Genomic DNA, 16,352 nt, shown 5'->3' with positions numbered 1-16,352 from the left:
CCGAAGTCCGTAGCCTCGGCGCCGAAGTCCCTAGCCCCGGCACCAGGACTCGTGTCACGGCCCGGGGCCCGGTGCGTCAGGGCTTGTACGAGGGAGTCCGCGCCGAGCCGGTCTGTGGCCGCGTCACGGGCGACGAGGTTGACCGGACCGTGGAACAGGGTCTGCGCGGACGGGTCGTCCGGGGTCTCCTCGACCCGCAGCCGGAAGGGCATGGACACCCGCACGGTGTCGCCGTCGCGCCAGGTCCGGGACTCCGTGAAACAGCTACCGGGCGTCGGAGTGCCGTCGACCGCAAGGCCGTTGACCGTCACCCGGGATCCGGCCGTCGCCCAGGACGGCACCCGCAGCCGCAACTCGAAGGCTCACCGTACGGCCCCGCGCGGAGAGCCTGCTGCCCTGCTCTCCCGGTCGTCTCGGCGTCGGTGCTCCGCTTAGCCGCCTAGCCGCCTAGCCGCCTAGCCGCCTAGCCGCCTAGCCGCCTAGCCGCCTAGCCGCCCAACCGCCCAGCGGCCCGGCGCGACCGCGCCCAGCGTGGTCGCGCCGGCGTTGGCGCGGAAGACCTGGAGCAGGCGGTTCACGTCGTAGCCGCGCGCGTGGTCGAGCATCAACTCCCTTTCGGTGGAGGGGATTCCCGGGCCGAGTCGCACGTCACCGGGGGCGAAGGGGCGCAGTGCCCGGGGGGCTCGGAGAGTGGGGCCGCCGTCGCGCGGCCGGCCGGGGTGGCGGCGCCACCTGATACTGCGGCGGCGAGTGCGGCGCTCTGGAGAAGAGTTCGCCGCGGGAGGGCCGGAGTCATGTGTGCTCCCCCGCGAATCCAAGGGTGTTCGGTTCTTGAACGCTGTTCGTGTGTCCGCCCAGACGATTGGGACGGGGGATGAGCGTCAACGGGGCCGACCAGCTCAGCGGGGGCGGGATCCCGCCGACCGCACCAGCCAGTCGTACGCCGCCCGGGCCGTGAACTCCCGCTGTCCGCCCGGCAGGACGAGATCCGCCGCGGCGAACCCCGGGTCGTCGGCCTGGGCGGCGAGGTACGGCACGGCGATGCAGCGCATCCCGGCGGCATGCGCGGCGGCGGCACCGGGCGCCGCGTCCTCCAGGACCACGCAGTCGGCCGGGGCCGCGCCCAGGCGGCGGGCCGCCTCGAGGAAGACGTCCGGAGCGGGCTTGCCGTGCGCGACCTCGTCGGCCGACACCACCGTGCGCAGGAACGCGTCCAGCCCCGTGCCGACCAGGATCGCCTCGATCGCCTCGGGCGAGGAGCCCGAGGCCACGGCCAGCGGGACGCTTTCGGCGGCGAGCAGCTCGACGAACGCGCGCATCTGCGGGTAGGCGGGAGTGGAGGCGCGGGCGAGTGCGAGATAGCGGAGGTTCGTGGCGGCGAGGAGTTCGTCGGCCGGAGTCGACAGGCCGTACAGCTCCCTCCAGTGGATGACCGTGTCCAGCGTGCTGATGCCGACGTACCGCTCGTGGTCCGCCCAGGTGAAGTCCCGGACGCCGTGTTCGGCCAGGGTCTGCCGGCCCGCCTCGTAGTAGTTCGGTTCGCTGTCCACGAGTGTGCCGTCGAGGTCGAAGATCACGGCGATGGCGTCGAGTTCGCTCATGCTGGGGCGCTACCTCCCGGCGGCCGTGCGGCCGATCGACTCCACCAGCGGCAGCAGCCGGTGCGGCACCCGCTCGCGCAGCGCGACCTCGGTGCGGGTGCGCACCACGCCCGGCAGGCTGATCAGCTTCTGGATCACATCCTCCAGGTGGGCGTTGTCGCGCGCCACCACCCGGGTGAGCAGGTCTCCGCCGCCCGTGATCGAGAAGGCCTCCACGATCTCCGGTACGGCCGCCAGGGCCGCGCCCACGTCGTCCAGGTGGCCCTGGGTGACCTCGATGTGCACGAAGGCCAGCACCGGGTGGCCCAGTGCGGCGGGGGAGAGCGCCGGGGCCGTGCCGGTGATCACGCCGTCGCGTTCCAGCCGGTCGAGGCGGGCCTGGAGGGTGCCGCGGGCGATGCCGAGGATGCGGGCGTACTCGCGCACGCTGGTACGCGGCTGATCGAGCAGCAGCCCCAATATGCGGGTGTCGAGCTCGTCCACGGCCATCGCGCCCGCCCTGCCCTTCGCCGTCCTGTGATCATCTGTCCAGGGATCGCCTGTTTCGGGATCGCCTGTTTCGGGATCACCGTTTTGTGATCATCATCGACTGTACCAATGGCTCAGGAAGCCGCAGATCGGGTGGGCCGGTCGACGTGGTCCGTTGGCTCTGCCGGGGAGCTGCGGTGCCGACCCGGACTGGGCCAATGGCGCAGTGGATCGGAGGTCACTTGAGCCACTGGCGGCTGAGGTGCTCTGATGGACCCGTCGATGGCGCTGCGGATCCCGCGGCGCCTTTTTCATGCCGGTGTCCGAGGGGGCGGAAAACAGTGCTGAAGAGGGTGTTCGTGGCTCCGGACCCGGGGCGGGTGCGGCTGCGCTTCGCCGCGAGGGCGGTGGTCGGCATCGGGCTCGCGGTCGTCGGCTGCGCCCTGGCCGGGCAGTCCCTCGCGGGCACCGTCACCGGCGGGCTCGCCGCTCTCCTCGCCCTCTTCACCGTCAGCGACGCCACGGTTCGCGGCCAGGCGGTCACCACCGCGCTGCTGCCCGCCGTCGGCCTGCCCGTCCTCGCCGCGGCGGCGCTGCTGCACGACCACCCCGTGGCCCGCGACCTGACCTTCCTCGCCGTGGTCGGCGCGGGCGTGTACGCCCGCCGGTGGGGACCGCGCGGGCACAGCTTGGGCGTGTTCGCGTTCATGACCTTCTTCATCGCGCAGTTCCTGCACGCGACCACCGGACAACTGCCCCAGCTGTACGCCGCCGTCGCCCTGTCCGTCCTCACCGCCGCGGCGGTGCGTTTCGGACTCTGGCGCTACGAGAGCCGGCTGCCCCCGGCCGCCGTGCCGGCCCCGCCCGGCGGCACCGGACTGGCCCGCGTGACCACGCGCCAGGCGATCCAGGCGACCGCCGGCGCGGGCTTCGCGCTGGTCATAGGGCAACTGGTGTCCGGGCAGCGCTGGTACTGGGCCGTCGGCGCCACCTGGTGGATCTTCGTCAACACCGCCTCACGCGGCGAGACGCTGGTACGCGGCTTCCGACGCGTCCTCGGCACGGTGATCGGCATCGGCCTGGGCCTGCTCGTCGCCGTCCCGGTGAACGGGGCCGCCGTGCCGACCGCCGTGCTCCTCGCCGTCTGTGTCTTCGGCATCTTCTACGCGGCCGCCGTCTCCTACACCTGGATGATGCTCTCGGTGACGCTCCTCGCCGAACTGCTCTACGGCACCCTCGGCGTGCTCACCCCCGGCCTGCTCGCGCTACGGCTCACGGAGACCGCCGTCGGGGCGCTCGGCGCGGTCCTCGCGGTGCTGTTCGTCCTGCCCGTGACCACCCACGCCGTCACCGACGCCTGGATCCAGCGCGCGCTGCGCTGCGTCCACGCCTGCACCGCGGAGGCCGCCGCCCGCCTCTCCGGCGCCGACCACGCGGACCCGGCGCGGCGGGTCGCCGAACTGGAGCAGCTGCTCGGCCGGGTCCGGCTCTCGGTCGCCCCGCTCATGCACCCGCTGAACCCGATGGTCGGCCGCAAGCGTCGCGCCCGCCAGGTGCTCGCCCTGCTCGACGACTGCGCCCGCGAGACGCGCGGCCTGGTCACCGTCGCCGCCGACCCGGAGGCCTCCCACGACGCCCGCCTGGCCGCCGCGTGCTGGCGGGTGGAGGCCGCGGTGGAAGCACTCACGCAGCGCGGGGCGGACGACGCGGAGCACCTCTTCACCGCCGCCCACCCACCCGCGGCGGAACCCGCGCTGGCCCACCTCCACGGCCTGGAACGCGCCCTCGCCGAGCTCGCCACCCCGTTGCGCACCCCGTCGGGATCACCACTGGTCGGCGCCTGAGCGATCGCCTTGGGCGGCTGTGGCTTCGGCTGCGGTTGTGGGCCGCCCTGCAACCGGAGCGCGGCTGCGTGCGGGCTGCCGCGGCGCTGCCGCTCAGGTGGTCTGGTCCAGGTGCGCAGGGGGCCAGGGGGCCAGGGGGCCAGGGGTCCAGAGGGTTCGCGGGCTCGGGGTCGTGCGGGCGTGCGGACGCGCCGTCGTGCCGGCGTACGGCGCGGCGGGGCGCGGTGTCTGTCCGGGGCCGGTCGGCCCTTCTTCGGGGAGTCTCCGCGGCCGTCGCCGGGCTGGTCCGCGGCGTGCCTCGCGACGGCTGTCGCCCGCGTGGTTCCGGCGCGCCCGGCGTGTTCGATTCGGGCGGCAGAGCCCGGGCGCGACATGGCCGGACTGATGGTCTAGACCGCTCATGATCGACTGCTACCGTCACGTCCGACAGGTGCGCGCGACGAGAGGGGACAGCGGTGACAGACGGCGGCAGGCGGCAGCGGCGGGCGTTCATCGGGTCGTTCACGGCGGCCGGGGGCCGGGGGCTCGTGACGGCGGCCGTGGACGCGGACAGCGGCGCGCTGACGGTCCTCGGCAGCGTCGACGGCGTACCCGACCCCTCCTACCTGGCCCTGTCCCACGACGGGAGCACCCTGTACGCGGTGAGCGAGACGGCCGAGGGCGCGGTGGCCGCGTACCGCGTGGACGGCGACAAGGTGGAGCAGGCCGGGCCGGCGGTCCTGGTCGGCGGCAGCAGTCCCACCCACCTCAGCGTCTTCGACGGGCACGTCCTGACCGCCAACTACGGCTCGGGCAGCGTCAGTGCCGTACCCGTCCGCCCCGACGGAAGCCTCGCCCCCGCCGCGTCCGGGGTGCTGGAGCACACCGGATCCGGCCCGCACACGCGCCGCCAGCAAGGCCCGCACGCCCATCAGGTGCAGCCGGACCCGAGCGGGCGGTGGGCCGTCAGTGTCGACCTCGGCACGGACTCGGTAAGGGCGTGCACGCTCAGCGACGGCACACCCGTACTGCACCGGGAGACCGCCCTGCGGCCCGGCTCCGGGCCGCGGCACCTCGCCTTCCATCCGGACGGCTCGTACGCCTACGTGCTGAACGAACTCACGCCGACCGTCACCGTCTGCCGCTGGGACGCCGCGAACGGTGTGCTGAAGCCGCTGGCCGAGACCCCGGTGCTGCCCGGCGCCCCCGCGGGGGACGCCTACCCCTCGGGCATCGTCGTCTCGCCCGACGGCCGCTTCGTGTGGACCGCCACCCGCGGCGAGGACGTGCTGTCCGTGCTCGCCGTCCAGGGCGAGGAGCTGCGACTGGTCGGCACGGTCCCGAGCGGCGGGCACTGGCCCCGCGCGATCGCCGAGGCGGACGGGTTCCTGTACGTCGCGAACGAACGCTCCGGCGACGTCACCTGGTTCTCCGTCGACCGGGAGACGGGCGTTCCGCGTCGCGGCGGCGCCGTCGAGGTGCCGGCGGCGGCGTGTGTGGTCCTCGGCTGAGTTCCGGCGGGTCGCTCCGGGGGCACCGGCAGCCCTGGTGAGCTCCGGGCGCCCCCCGGAACGTGAGCTCCGGGCGCCCCCGGAACGGCGAGAGGGCCTGCTCCGGCGTGCGGAGCGGGCCCTCTCGGCGTTTCGCCGTCTTTCCGGTCCGGCTCAGCGGACCGGCGTGCCCTGCGCCTGCTGCGGGGCGATGCCCAGGGCCGACGTGTACTTGGCCAGAGCCAGCTTGCCGATGGCCGGGTAGGGGCCGAGCGCCTCGGCGGCGGAGCAGCCCGCCTCCCTGGCGGCGTCCTCGACCAGGGCCGCGTCGATCTCCGGGCCGATCAGATACGGGGCCAGCGCCAGCTGCTGCGAGCCCGAACCCCGCAGCTGCTCGGCGACGGACGCGATCGAACCCTCCTGGTCCAGGGCCGCCGCCATCACCGGCACGGCCAGCCGCGCGGCGAGCAGCATGCCGGTGATCCCGGCGGCCTGCACGGCCTCCTCGCCACCGACCGACGCCAGGATGATGCCGTCCGCGGCGGTCGCCACGGTGAACAGACGGGCGCGGTCCGCACGCGCCAGGCCCGCCTCGGACAGACGTACGTGCAGCGCCTCCGCGAGCAGCGGGTGCGGGCCGAGGACGTCGGTCAGCTCGGCCGCGATCCGGCTCTCCATCACGGCCTGTCGGACCTGGCGCAGCAGGGCGCTGTCCGGACCGGCCAGCAGGGGCACGACGACGGCCACCGGACCGTCGGGCTCCTTGGCCTCCACGCCGGCGGCGAGGGCCTGCTCGTAGCGGGCGGTGCGCTCTTCGGCGGCGCGCGCGAGCACGGACTGGAGGGTCGGGAACTCCGCGTCGTCCCCGTCGAGGTACCCGATCCGGGCGTCGAGGCCGGGGAGCTCGGAGCGGGCGATGCTCACGACCTCTTCGGCGAGGCCGCGCGTGGCGGTCCCGGGCGTTCCCGGCACCGCCAGGACAAGCGCGGGCGCGCCCTCGGGAGCCGCCAGCGGCTCGGGTCGGCGGTGCCGCCCGGGCTGGCGGGGGCGCGGCATTCGTACAGGCAGGCCGGACGCGGGCCCAGTGGGGGAGCTCATGGCGCCGCATGTTACTGGCTCATTGGGTTCCCCTGTTCGGGGAGGGTGCAGGTGAGCGGTATCCGTCCGGTTTTGTCTGATGAGTTACGTACGGATCAGAAGTGATCGGCGTGATTTCCGGGTGACTTGTCCTCGACGGGGTTAATCCCCCTTTTGGTGAAGACGGACACCATTGTCCCGTCACTCGGCAAGGTGAGCGCGTCAGTTGCCAGGTCAGTGGCCATACGGACCGCACCGTGCAGCGGATCGCCGTCGGCCGGCACTCGGCGTGCGTGGGGTAGCTTTTGCGCCAGTTCGTGCCCCAGTGGGACGAGGAGGGGCTTGCCCATCCTGAACAGGCCTCCGGTGAGCGCGACTCGGGGCTCGCCCGAGGACGGGCACACGGCGGCCGCGGACTCGGCCATGTGCCGGGCGGCCGCGCCGAGGATGTCCACGGCGACAGGGTCGCCCTCGTGCGCGCCGACGGCCATCCGGGGCGCGAAGGACGCGAGGACGCCGGCCCGGTCGGGACGCGGACAGAGGCTGCCCGGCAGTCCGGGCAGCGGCCCGAACTCCTCCTCGGCAGCCGCGCGGAGCCGCCCGGCCGGTCGTCGTGTGCGCGCGCAGCGCGGCCTCCAGACCGGCCCGCCCGATCCACGCGCCGCTGCCGCAGTCGCCCAGGAGATGCCCCCAGCCGTCCGCGCGCCGCCGGCCGGTGAGGTCCGTGCCGAGCGCGATGAGCCCCGTCCCGGCGGCGAGCACGGCACCCGGGTACGGCCCGAGGGCGCCGACGTACGCGGTGACGGCGTCGGCGGCCAGAGCGACCTTCCGCGCCCCGAACTTCCGCGCCAGAGCGCCCGGCAGTTCGGCGCGCAGCGCGTCGCCCAGTGTGCTCAGCCCGGCCGCTCCCACGACGACCGTGCCCAGCTCCGCGACGCCGGTCTCCGCGGTCAACGCCCTTACCAGCGGTACGAGTTGCTCCATCAGGTGCCCCGGGTCGATGCCCCGCGAGCCGGTGCGCACCGGCTCCGGCGACGCCCGCTGGGCCAGGGCACCGCGTGCCACGGTGCCGACGGCGACGCGCAGCCCGGAACCGCCGGAGTCCACGGCGAGCAGACCGGCCGGGGCGCCGCCCCGGTCCGTCAGGGCAGGCGCCAGTCCACGGGCTGGCCGCCCTGGCCGATCAGCAGGTCGTTGGCCCGGCTGAACGGGCGGGAGCCGAAGAACCCGCGGTCGGCCGACATGGGGGAGGGGTGGGCGGACTCCACCGCCGGCAGCTGTCCGAGCAGCGGACGCAGGTTGCGGGCGTCGCGGCCCCACAGGATGGACACCAGTGGCTTGCCGCGCGCGGCCAGGGCCCGTATGGCCTGTTCGGTGACCTCCTCCCAGCCCTGCCCGCGGTGCGCGGCCGGCTTGCGCGGAGCGGTGGTGAGCGCCCTGTTGAGCAGCAGCACGCCCTGCTGGGTCCACGGCGTCAGGTCGCCGTTGGAGGGCTGGGGCAGCCCCAGGTCGGTGTTCAGCTCCCGGTAGATGTTGATCAGGCTGCCCGGCAGCGGCCGCACCTCGGGCGCGACCGAGAAGGACAACCCCACCGCATGGCCCGGGGTCGGATACGGGTCCTGCCCGACGATGAGGACGCGTACCTCGTCGAAGGGCTGCTGGAAGGCCCGGAGGACGTTCGCCCCCGCCGGGAGGTAGGTGCGTCCGGCGGCGATCTCCGCGCGCAGGAAGTCGCCCATCTCGGCGATCTTCCCGGCGACGGGTTCGAGTGCCTTCGCCCAGCCCGGTTCGAGGATTTCATGCAAGGGTCGTGGTGCCACGGGCGTCACCCTACTGCCGTACGCGTGACGGCGATCAACCGGTGGCCTAGGCCGTACCGGGACGGCCCAACTGGCTTCTTCGTCAGATCCCTTGGCCTCATCAACGGCTTCCTCCCCCTCTTCCCGTCGTCCCGTTCGGACGACGACCGTGACCCGGACGCGCGGCATGTCCGGCGGAAACACCTGGGAGACGGCGGAGTTGGACGGACGGCCCGCTGTACGTGCCCACCGCGAGCGGCGCCTCGGCCATGTCGATCACCTCCGCGAGATCGTCGTCCCAGACACCCGCCAGTCTGCACCCCGCCACTGACAGTCACCCCCAGCGAACGGTGTCTGCGCAGGTCACGGGGCACGTGACGGTCGGGTGACGCCAGTCTGCGATGTTCCGCGGACAGCTTCCGGGCACTTTCGGACAGACGCCTGCGCGGGTGGTGGGTCACGTGGGACCGTCGAGCCGGTGGACTCGCCCTGAGCATCGTGGCCGCATCGCCCGTATGGGAGGGCGGTCGGGGGATGTTCGTGCGCTCACGAGGAGGAAGCCTTCGATGGCGTTCCGTGGTCCGAAGGTGTGGCTGTGGCGCTGGCGGCGCAATCCGCTCAGGCGCCGCACCGACGCGGTGGAGGCCTGGGTCGTGCTCGGTGCCTGGGCGGTCACCGTCCTCGCCGGGGTGCTCGCCGGTCTGACGGCCACCTGGTCCGTCGAGGACGGACTGGCCCGCGAACGTGAGGAGTGGCGCCCCGCGGTGGCGCACCTCACGGAGAAGGCGCCCGGAACGGCCCGCGTGCAGACCGGCACCGCCAGCGGGGACCGGGTGTGGGGGAAGGCGGACTGGACCGCGGCGGACGGCACCGCGCACTCCGGGCTGGTCCGGGTCCGCCCCGGCAGCACGGCCGGCACACCGGTGATGATCTGGACGGACCGTCAGGGAAGCATGGTGACCAGACCCGCCACCCCCGCCGAGGCCCAGGTGCGTTCATCCCTGGTCGGCGGCCTGGCGGGGGTCAGCACCGCGGCCGTCCCCTTCATCGCCGGCCGCGCCCTGCGCGCCCGTCTGGAACGCCGTCGCATGGACCGGTGGGACGCGGACTGGGCTCGGTTCGACCCACTCTGGGGACGCCAGACGGGCTGAGGCCCGCGATCACGCGGTCACATGGGACGCGGCGATCACGCGGTCACATGGCGGCGATCACGCGGTCACATGGCACGCGGCCATCCGCGCTCACGCGCTCGCGCGGGCCTCAGCTCGGGGCAGCCGAGCGGCGGACTCCAGGCAGGCCGCCGGCTCACTCCCCGCCCGGCAGCGCCCGGTTCAGGATCCCGTCGAGGTCCGCCGTGTCGGGCAGCGTGCCGAAGGCGTACCCCCAGTCGCCGCCGAGCCGGGTCGCGCAGAAGGCGTCGGCGACCGCGGGCGGGGCGTGCCGGACCAGCAGGGAGGCCTGGAGGGTGAGGGCCATGAGCTCCACCAGCCGGCGGGCACCGGACGGCGTCGCGTCGGTCAGCCTGTCCTTGAGCCGGCTGACCGCCGCGTCCAGCCGGGCGTCCGCGCCCTGGGCCAGGGCGAGTTCGGCGAACAGGGCGTCCGCGACACCGGGCTCCCGCACGAGTGCCCGCAGCACGTCGAGGGCGTTGACGTTCCCCGAGCCCTCCCAGATCGACAGCAGGGGCGCCTCGCGGTAGTGCCGGGGCATGCCCGAGTCCTCCACGTAGCCGTTGCCGCCCAGGCATTCCAGCGCCTCCGCAGTGAAGGCGGGGCCTCGCTTGGTGACCCAGTACTTGCCGACGGCCGTGGCGATCCGGCGGAACGTCCGCTCACCGGCGTCCCCCCGCACCGCCCGGTCGGCCGCGCCCGCCAGCCGCAGGGTGAGCGTCGTCGCGGCCTCCGACTCCAGCGCGAGGTCGGCCAGTACGTTGCGCATCAACGGCTGGTCCACCAGCCGTGCGCCGAACGCGCTGCGGTGCCGCACATGGTGTCCCGCCTCGACGAGCGTCTTGCGCATCAGCGTCGCCGACATCATCACGCAGTCCAGCCGCGTGCAGTTGACCATCTCGATGATGGTCTTGACGCCCTGCCCCTCGGGCCCGACCAGCCAGGCCACCGTCCCGTCGAACTCCGGCTCCGAGGAGGCGTTGGACCGGTTGCCGAGCTTGTCCTTCAGCCGCTGGATGCGGAACGTGTTGCGGCTGCCGTCGGGCAGCACACGCGGCACCAGGAAGCAGGACAGGCCGTCCGGGGCCTGCGCCAGCACCAGGAACACATCGCACATCGGCGCCGAGGTGAACCACTTGTGCCCGCGCAGGGTGTACAGGCCGGGCTCGGCAGTGGGCGTCGCGACGGTCGTGTTCGTACGGACGTCCGAACCGCCCTGCTTCTCGGTCATCCCCATGCCGGCGAGCAGCCCGCGCTTCTGCGTCGGCACCCGGAGCCCGGGCTCGTACTCCCTGCTGGTCAGCAGGGGTTCGTAGACCTTCGCCAGCTCCGGCTGGCGGCGCAGCGCGGGAACGGCGGCGTACGTCATCGAGGTGGGACAGCCGTGCCCGGCCTCGGTGTGCCCCCACACCAGGCCGCTCGCCGTCCGGACCACGTGGGCGCCGGGCCGCTCGTCCGCCCAGGGCGTGCCCGCGAGGCCCTCGGCGACCGCCGCCCCCATCAGATGGTGCCAGCTGGGGTGGAAGTCGACCTCGTCGACGCGGTTGCCGTAGCGGTCATGGGTGCGCAGCTCGGGCTCGTGGCGGTTGGCCAGCTCGCTCCACTCCTGCGCCTCGGCGCCGCCGGCCCGCAGCCCGAGCCGCCGGACGTCGTCCTCGGCCCACCCGGCGCCCTCCCGGCGCAGCCCCTCCAGCAGGGCCGTGTCGTCGGAGGCGTCGTACGGGGCCAGGGGAGGGGCCTGATTGGTGACGTCGTGCGTGACGTTCTGCGTGACATCGTGCGTGATGCCGGACCCGGCGCCGAACTTGGCGTCGTCCGGCTGCGACTGGGGCTGCGACGGAGGCTGGGGCTGCGACTGGGCGTGCGCGAGTATCGAGGCCATGCCCCCCATGTTGCACCTCTGCTGCGACCGCAGCAATATTGCAACAAGAAGTCGCACGTACAGTACGTGTCCATGCGGATCAACGTGTCGGCGCAGCCCGGCGAGGTCGACCTGCGGCCACTGTCCGCGCGCTCGGTCGTGCTGAGCCTGCTGCTCGGCGCCCACCCGCCCGAGCTGCCGGTACGGGACCTCGTCCGCGCCGTGGAACCCTTCGGTGTCGGCGGGTCCACCCTGCGTGCCGCGCTGAGCAGGATGGTGGCCGCGGGCGATCTGCGCCGCACGGACGCCGTCTACGGTCTCAGTGACCGTCTGCTGTCCCGCCAGCGCCGTCAGGACGACGCCGTGCGTCCCCGCACGCGCGCGTGGAACGGTGACTGGGAGATGGTGGTCGTCACGGCGACCGGGCGTGGCCCCGCCGAACGCGCCGACCTGCGCGCCCGGTTGACCGCCCTGCGGCTGGCCGAGCTGCGCGAGGGTGTCTGGCTCCGGCCCGCCAATCTTCGGCGGTCCCTGCCGGGTGACCTCACGCAGGTGGCCCAGCACTACACCGCGCGCCCCGAGCTGTCCGCGACCGAACTGGCAGCGAACCTGTGGCCGTTGGAGGCCTGGGCCGCCTCGGCCCGGTCCCTGCTCTCCCACGTGGACCGGGTGACCCGCACGGGTCACCCGGCCGACCGGCTCACCGCGTTCGCCGCCCTGGTGCGACACCTGCTCGCCGATCCCGTGCTGCCCGCCGAACTCCTCCCGGGCGACTGGCCGGGCGCGGCCCTGCGGTCCGCGTACACGGGCTATCAGGGGGAGTTGGCGGACACGGTGCCTCAGCACGGCCGCCCGGAATGAGGTGCGGCGGCCGTACGACGCCCGGTGGCTCCGGTGCCTTACGGCCGCCGCTCGCCGATCACTTGTAGGTGATGTCCGAGGTCGCGTACTTGCGGTAGGTGCCGTCGGGGCCGGTGCCGTTCGTGGTGGGCTCGGCGCCCGTGGTGTTGCCGATGTACTTCTGACAGGGAATGATCTTCTTGCTGCTGTCGCCGACGATCGTGATGGCCCTGAGGGTCGCGCTGTCGCCGTAGTCGGTGTTGATGCCGACGGGCCGGCTGCCCTTGCAGGTCGCCTCGATGGTGTTGAGATTGATCGTCCGCTTGTACTGCGTCTTGCAGTTTCCGCAGGACCGTACGAAGGTGCCGAAGGTCCGCACCGCGAAGGTGGAGACGTTCAGCGTTCCGGCGCCGTTGAACTGGAACACCTTGTCGCCGGCCGGTCGCCACGCGGGGGCGGCACCGCCTAGGCGGTGCCCTCCGGCGCCTGGCCGGCTCCCCTCGGAGCCTTGTCGCCGCCCTTGCCGACGTTCTGCTCGCCGCTGCTGCTGCTGCCGCTGCCGCCGTCGATGTGGCCGTCCGCCGGGCCGGCCACGGCGACGGCGGCCGAACCGGCCTTGCTCGGTGTGTGGTTGAAGAGCAGGTTCAGCACGATCGCCGTCAGACAGCCCGCGCTGATGCCGCTGTTCATCACCGTCTGGAACCAGTCGGGGAACTTCCCGTAGACCGTCGGCACACCGACCGGCAGCACGCCCACGGCCAGCGAGACCGCCACGACCGTCAGGTTGTGGTTGTCCTTGAAGTCGACCTGGGCCAGGGTCCGCAGCCCGCTCGCGGCGACCGTCCCGAACATCACCAGGCCCGCGCCGCCCAGGACCGGCGCCGGTATCGCCGCGACCACCGCGCCCAGCTTGGGCAGCAGCCCGAGCAGGACGAGGATGCCGCCCGCCGCGGCGACGACCCAGCGGCTGCGCACCCGGGTCATGCCCACCAGGCCCACGTTCTGCGCGTACGCCGTGTAGGGGAACGTGTTGAAGACGCCGCCGAGTACGGTCGACAGGCCGTCGGCGCGCAGGCCGTCGGACAGGGAGCGCGGCTCGACCCCGCGCCCGGTCAGCTCGCCGACCGCGATCAGGTCACCGGTGGTCTCCGTCATCGTCACCAGCGCCACGACCAGCATCGAGATGATCGCCGAGGCCTCGAAGGCGGGCGCGCCGAAGTGGAACGGTGTGCTGATCCCGACCCAGTCGGCGTCCCCGACCCCGCCGAAGTCCGTGAAACCGCACGGCACCGCGACCGCGAGCCCCACGGCGATGCCGATCAGCACCGCGATCCGGCTCAGGAACACCGGTGCGAACCGCTGCACGCCCAGCACCACCGCGAGCACGAATCCGGCGAGCGCCAGGTTCTTCGGCTCCCCGAAGTCCTTCGAACCGGCGCCGCCCGCGGCCCAGTTGCCCGCCACCGGCAACAGTGAGACGCCGATGACCAGGATGACGGTGCCCGTGACGACCGGTGGGAAGAAGCGCAACAGCCTCCCGAAGACCGGTGCCAGCAGTACGATCGCGAGTCCCGCGACGATCACCGAGCCGTAGATCGCGGGCAGCCCGCCGCCCGTCGTGCCGATCAGCACCATCGGCGACACGGCGGCGAACGTACAGCCCTGCATGACCGGCAGCCGGACACCGAAGCGCCAGAAGCCCACGCACTGGATGAGCGTGGCGATCCCGCACACCAGCAGGTCGGCGGTGATCAGATACGCCAGGTCGGCCGGCGACAGCTTCATCGCGCCGCCCACGATCAGCGGAACGGCCACCGCGCCCGCGTACATCGCGAGCACGTGCTGGAGCCCGAAGGCGGTCAGTTGGCGTACGGGTGGGACCTCGTCCACGGGATGTACGGGTGGTGCGGGACGTGCCGATGTGGGCGTGGGCATGGGCAACTCCAGAGCGGCGGCGAGGGGGTGGCGACATCCGGACAGCACGAGACCGTAGGCGGCTTGAACAGTTTGTTGATTTCCGGGCTGTTGCCGCCGTGTGTCCTGCTCTCCCGACCGCACCCCGCTCCGCTAGCGAAGGTCCCGCGGAAGGGCCGGTGGGAGATCAGGTGGGAGGTCCGGCTTGAGGTTCGGTGGGAAGTCCGGCACGAGGTCCGGTGGGAGGGCCGAACCCGCCGCGGCCCGCAGCGACGCCCAGTCCGGCAGCTTGACGACACCCCGTCCCAGGGTGGCCCCGAGTTCGGCCTCGGCGCGTTCGATGGCCTGCCAGCCCGCCCATTCGACCGGTTCGATCCCCTGCGCGCGCAGCGCCGTGAGGGGGTCCTCGGGCAGCTCCCGGCCCAGGAGCGCGGGGGCGTCCTCCAGCAGAGACGTCACCGTCTCCTTCGCGCACGGCCGGTTGGTGCCGATGACTCCCGTCGGGCCGCGCTTGATCCAGCCCGCCACGTACTCGCCCGGCGCCACGGCCCCCGCCCGCAGGACGCGTCCGGCCAGATTCGGTACCGTGCCGCGTTCCGCGTCGAACGGCAGCCCCGCCAGCGGCACCCCGCGATAGCCCACCGACCGCAGCACCAGCTGCGCCTCGATGTCCTCGTACCGTCCGGTGCCCGTGACGCCGCCTTGCCCGTCGGGCTCCGTGCGCTCGAAGCGCACCGCGCCCACGTGCCCGTCGTCGTCGAGTACCTCGACCGGCCGCAGGAAGAAGCGCAGCCGGATCCGGCGCGCGGTCCGCCGGGGCGGCTGTTCCGCCCAGGCGCGCAGCACCTCCACGTTGCGGCGCTGGGCGGCCGGCAGCGCGGAGGGGTCGGTGTACGCCGGGTCCGCGGCCAGCTCTGCGGGGTCCACCACGACCTCCGTGTCCGGCAGGGACCCCAGCTCGCGCAGCTCCTTGGTGGTGAAGCGGGCCTGGGAGGGTCCGCGCCGGCCCACCAGATGGATGTCGGCCACCCTGCTGTCGGCCAGGGCGGTCAGCGCGGCCTGCGGCATGTCGGTGGGGCTGAGTTCGGCCACGCCTCTGGCGAGCATCCGCGCGACGTCGACGGCGACGTTTCCCATGCCGACGACCACGGCCGAACGGGCGTCCGCCACGAAGGCGGCGTCCGCGGCGTCCGGGTGGGCGCTGTACCAGGACACGAACTCCGTCGCCGACCAGCTGCCCGGAAGGTCCTCGCCCGGGATGCCCAGATGCCGGTCGGTGGCGGCGCCCACGCAGTACACGACCGCGTGATAGAGCTCCCGCAGCCGCTCGGCCGGGATGCCGTCGGCGCCCACCCGCACCCCGCCCAGGAAGCGCACCCGTTCGTGCTCCAGGACCGTGCGCAGATTGTTCTGGAGTGACTTGATCTTCTCGTGGTCGGGTGCCACGCCGTAGCGAACCAGGCCGTACGGGCACGGCAGCCGGTCCAGGACGTCGACGCACACCCCGGGGTCCTCCTGGACGAGGCTCTGGGCGGTGTAGCACCCGCTCGGCCCGGAGCCGACGACGGCGACACGCAGCACGGCGGTTACTCCTTCTCCGAGGGCAGTGGGGGATCGGAGGAGATCGCTGACGTCTTCAGCATCGCACCGTGAGGGCTCCGCTGACAGGGTGCTGTGGCGTTCGGGGGCGTGCGTGTCCATTCGTATGGAATGTGATCATGCGGTTACGTTGCGTGTGTGCTAGAAGCATCCTTTCTTAATCTTTCCGGTCGTTCCGCCTCGGACGGCGCGGTGTCCGTGTGGCCCGCGTGGGAGGTGCAGGAGGGGGAAAGTGCGACCACGTGGCTCAACGTCCGGTTGGCCTTCGCCGACGGGGCCCGGGTGGACACACTCGCCGTGGTGTCCGACGGCTGTGTCTCGGTCGAGGACGTCCGGGCCCAGCCCGCGCTCTCCTTCGGTGACCTGACGGTGCTCGCGGACTGGATCGAGGGACCGTTGTTCGAGGCCTGCGGGCTCGACGCCGACCCGGAGCTCGACGCCGGCCCGGTGGAGGGGCCGGCGAACGGGATCGGCGAGACCGTGTTCGGGCCCGACGACGCGGCCGGCGGACGCCGGGCCCGCCCCGCGTGGCCGCGCGGGATCGAGGGGCGGTGGCTGGTCGCGCAGGAGTACCGGGCCGCCCAGGACGAGGGTGTCGATCCCGTCCACGCGGTGATGTGCGCGACCGGGCACAGCCGCCGGCGGTCCCTCAGGCTGATCGCGCAGGCCCGGGACGCCGGTTATCTGACACCGCGCCACGCCAGGCGCTGA

13 protein-coding genes and 3 pseudogenes are annotated in these 16,352 nt (G+C 73.2%); 5 read left to right on the top strand and 11 right to left on the bottom strand.

The features are described 5' to 3' along the window. Nucleotides 1-104: 104 nt before the first annotated feature. From ACFV0T_RS00580 to ACFV0T_RS00565, 4 genes and pseudogenes are all read right to left on the bottom strand, one after another. Nucleotides 105-408, bottom strand: a pseudogene (locus tag ACFV0T_RS00580) (glycosylase); the annotation flags it as partial. A gap of 71 nt (nt 409-479) precedes the next feature. Next, the gene (locus tag ACFV0T_RS00575; protein ID WP_385772852.1) at nt 480-647 is read right to left on the bottom strand and encodes a hypothetical protein; all 168 of its coding nucleotides are present in this window, start codon (nt 645-647) and stop codon (nt 480-482) included. 252 nt (nt 648-899) lie between these two features. Next, the gene (locus tag ACFV0T_RS00570) at nt 900-1,601 is read right to left on the bottom strand and encodes an HAD family hydrolase (protein WP_385772850.1); all 702 of its coding nucleotides are present in this window, start codon (nt 1,599-1,601) and stop codon (nt 900-902) included. Between the two features lie 9 nt (nt 1,602-1,610). Continuing rightward, complete coding sequence (locus ACFV0T_RS00565; protein ID WP_385772848.1) at nt 1,611-2,090, bottom strand: Lrp/AsnC family transcriptional regulator; 480 nt, start codon at nt 2,088-2,090, stop codon at nt 1,611-1,613. Nucleotides 2,091-2,410: 320 nt separating this feature from the next. Here ACFV0T_RS00565 and ACFV0T_RS00560 point away from each other — a divergent pair, with 320 nt between their 5' ends. Then, complete coding sequence (locus ACFV0T_RS00560; RefSeq protein WP_385772846.1) at nt 2,411-3,913, top strand: FUSC family protein; 1,503 nt, start codon at nt 2,411-2,413, stop codon at nt 3,911-3,913. A gap of 455 nt (nt 3,914-4,368) precedes the next feature. Then, complete coding sequence (locus tag ACFV0T_RS00555) at nt 4,369-5,403, top strand: lactonase family protein (protein WP_385772844.1); 1,035 nt, start codon at nt 4,369-4,371, stop codon at nt 5,401-5,403. Between the two features lie 153 nt (nt 5,404-5,556). On the opposite strand, the gene ACFV0T_RS00550 is transcribed toward ACFV0T_RS00555, so the two are convergent. The 3 genes and pseudogenes from ACFV0T_RS00550 to ACFV0T_RS00540 all read right to left on the bottom strand — a co-directional run bounded on the left by ACFV0T_RS00550 (nt 5,557) and on the right by ACFV0T_RS00540 (nt 8,279). Continuing rightward, nucleotides 5,557-6,480, bottom strand: coding sequence for a sirohydrochlorin chelatase (locus ACFV0T_RS00550; RefSeq protein ID WP_385772842.1), 924 nt, complete (start codon nt 6,478-6,480; stop codon nt 5,557-5,559). A 95-nt stretch (nt 6,481-6,575) separates the two neighbouring features. Then, nucleotides 6,576-7,605, bottom strand: a pseudogene (locus tag ACFV0T_RS00545) (N-acetylglucosamine kinase). Next, the gene (locus ACFV0T_RS00540; RefSeq protein WP_385772840.1) at nt 7,602-8,279 is read right to left on the bottom strand and encodes a uracil-DNA glycosylase; all 678 of its coding nucleotides are present in this window, start codon (nt 8,277-8,279) and stop codon (nt 7,602-7,604) included. Before ACFV0T_RS00540 ends, ACFV0T_RS00545 begins: the two are co-directional and overlap by 4 nt. 545 nt (nt 8,280-8,824) lie before the next feature. Here ACFV0T_RS00540 and ACFV0T_RS00535 point away from each other — a divergent pair. Then, the gene (locus ACFV0T_RS00535) at nt 8,825-9,409 is read left to right on the top strand and encodes a hypothetical protein (protein WP_385772838.1); all 585 of its coding nucleotides are present in this window, start codon (nt 8,825-8,827) and stop codon (nt 9,407-9,409) included. Nucleotides 9,410-9,563: 154 nt separating this feature from the next. Here the strand turns inward: ACFV0T_RS00535 and ACFV0T_RS00530 are convergent, their stop codons facing one another. After that, a complete protein-coding gene (locus tag ACFV0T_RS00530; RefSeq protein ID WP_385772836.1) occupies nt 9,564-11,309 on the bottom strand; it encodes a DNA alkylation response protein in 1,746 nt (581 codons plus the stop codon). Nucleotides 11,310-11,381: 72 nt separating this feature from the next. Between ACFV0T_RS00530 and ACFV0T_RS00525 the strand changes: the two genes are divergently transcribed. Further along, the gene (locus ACFV0T_RS00525; RefSeq protein ID WP_385772834.1) at nt 11,382-12,149 is read left to right on the top strand and encodes a PaaX family transcriptional regulator C-terminal domain-containing protein; all 768 of its coding nucleotides are present in this window, start codon (nt 11,382-11,384) and stop codon (nt 12,147-12,149) included. A gap of 58 nt (nt 12,150-12,207) precedes the next feature. Here ACFV0T_RS00525 and ACFV0T_RS00520 read toward each other — a convergent pair. The 3 genes and pseudogenes from ACFV0T_RS00520 to ACFV0T_RS00510 form a co-directional block, all read right to left on the bottom strand. Further along, nucleotides 12,208-12,573: pseudogene (locus ACFV0T_RS00520) on the bottom strand (pectate lyase); the annotation flags it as partial. A gap of 20 nt (nt 12,574-12,593) precedes the next feature. Next, nucleotides 12,594-14,063 carry a nucleobase:cation symporter-2 family protein gene (locus ACFV0T_RS00515; RefSeq protein WP_385772832.1) on the bottom strand — a complete coding sequence of 490 codons (1,470 nt, stop codon included), beginning with the start codon at nt 14,061-14,063 and terminating at the stop codon, nt 12,594-12,596. Nucleotides 14,064-14,195: 132 nt separating this feature from the next. Further along, the gene (locus ACFV0T_RS00510; protein WP_385772830.1) at nt 14,196-15,623 is read right to left on the bottom strand and encodes an FAD-dependent oxidoreductase; all 1,428 of its coding nucleotides are present in this window, start codon (nt 15,621-15,623) and stop codon (nt 14,196-14,198) included. Between the two features lie 210 nt (nt 15,624-15,833). On the opposite strand from ACFV0T_RS00510, the gene ACFV0T_RS00505 reads away from it, so the two are divergent. Next, nucleotides 15,834-16,352 (top strand): DUF6214 family protein, encoded by a 519-nt coding sequence (locus ACFV0T_RS00505; RefSeq protein WP_385773413.1) that lies wholly within the window; start codon nt 15,834-15,836, stop codon nt 16,350-16,352.

Origin of the sequence: Streptomyces sp. NPDC059582, assembly GCF_042735715.1 — a bacterium.
GTDB lineage: Bacteria > Actinomycetota > Actinomycetes > Streptomycetales > Streptomycetaceae > Streptomyces.
Note: the sequence above shows the minus strand (reverse complement) of the source record. Positions and strands in the feature narration are given on the sequence as shown.